Genomic DNA, 1,178 nt, shown 5'->3' on the forward strand with positions numbered 1-1,178 from the left:
CTGCGCCTGCGCGAAGGAGGCCTCTGCCTGCGCCACGGCCGCCTGGCGGGTGCCCTGGTCGAGAGTGCAGAGAAGATCGCCGGTCTTGACCGCCTGGCCCTTGGACACGACAACAGAGGCCACGATGCCGGTGGTTTCGGCAGCAGCGGTCACGGTGGCCTTGGCCTTGGTCTGCCCGCGAAGCGGAACTTCGATCGGCATGTCCTTGGCGGTGAAGGTCTGGATGCGCACCGAGCGGGCCGGCGCGGTTTCACCCTGGGTCTTTTCCTGCCGCTGGGCAATGGTCAGAGCAGGGTCGACGTCGGTATGGTGCTCGGGTTCGGAGAGTACGCCCGAAGTTTCGAGCGCAGTCTTGACCGGGCCTTCCTTGCCGCCATCAACGAGTTCAACGATATGGCGTTCGCCATTGCCCGGACCCTGGCCGCCCTGAATGAGCGTCCCGGTCGAGAGCCATGCGCCTGCCGCCAATATGATCAGGAAGGCTACGCCGTAAGAAAAAAATGCACGCATAATCTAAAAAACCCCCGCTATTCTGCCGCTTCTGCGGCCTCGGTGTCAGGGCGCGCCATCGCGATTAGCTCGCGCATATGGGAAGCCATATGCTGCTGCGCAACCTCCATCACCGATAATCCGTAACGAACCACCCAGGCGTCTGCGGCGCTGAGCGGCTGGTGAGACTGGAGGACGTCCTCCAGCTTTTTCTTGTCTTCACCCATCTTGTTCAGCTGCTCGTTGAGCCGGGTCTCGACCAGGCTGGCAGGCAGCAGATGCGCGTAGCGCGCGAAGAGGAGAAAGGGCGAACGGTAGACATCTTCGCCAAGCGGCTCGAACAGCGACGCGACGAAGGCGCGCCGGCCGGCTTCCGTGATGGCGTAGATTTTCTTGGCCGGCTTGCCGTCCTGCGGCTCGACACGGCTGGTGACCAGGCCTTCGGCTTCCATCTTGGCGAGCGCAGGGTAAATCGAGCCGAAGCTCGCTTCCACGAAATAGGCGCACTCGCCCTCCACCGTCATCCGGCGAATCTCGTATCCCGTCGCTTCGCCCTCATAGAGGATCGAAAGGCAGACCGTTCTGACATTCATGTGGCTGGTCTCCGGCGAACACTATGCTCGCCAAGTATATGGCGGCCGTATATATGCCGAACGAGTATATGGCAAGCTTGCTGAGAGTCGGAAGGC

Annotated in this window: 1 protein-coding gene and 1 pseudogene; both read right to left on the bottom strand. The window is 61.9% G+C overall.

The annotated features are described in order from the left end of the window. Positions 1–510, bottom strand: a pseudogene (locus tag JP75_RS24850) (biotin/lipoyl-binding protein); the annotation flags it as partial. A gap of 17 nt (positions 511–527) precedes the next feature. Continuing rightward, entirely contained in the window at positions 528–1,082 is a 555-nt protein-coding gene (locus JP75_RS24855) for a PadR family transcriptional regulator (protein WP_035027807.1), read from the bottom strand. Positions 1,083–1,178: the final 96 nt, after the last annotated feature.

Source organism: Devosia riboflavina (assembly GCF_000743575.1).
In the GTDB taxonomy this organism is placed as follows: Bacteria; Pseudomonadota; Alphaproteobacteria; order Rhizobiales; family Devosiaceae; genus Devosia; species Devosia riboflavina.

Bases quoted from the DNA above. Each gene is read 5' to 3' on its own strand.
- JP75_RS24855 (WP_035027807.1), bottom strand. From the start codon at position 1,082: ATGAATGTCAGAACGGTCTGCCTTTCGATCCTCTATGAGGGCGAAGCG.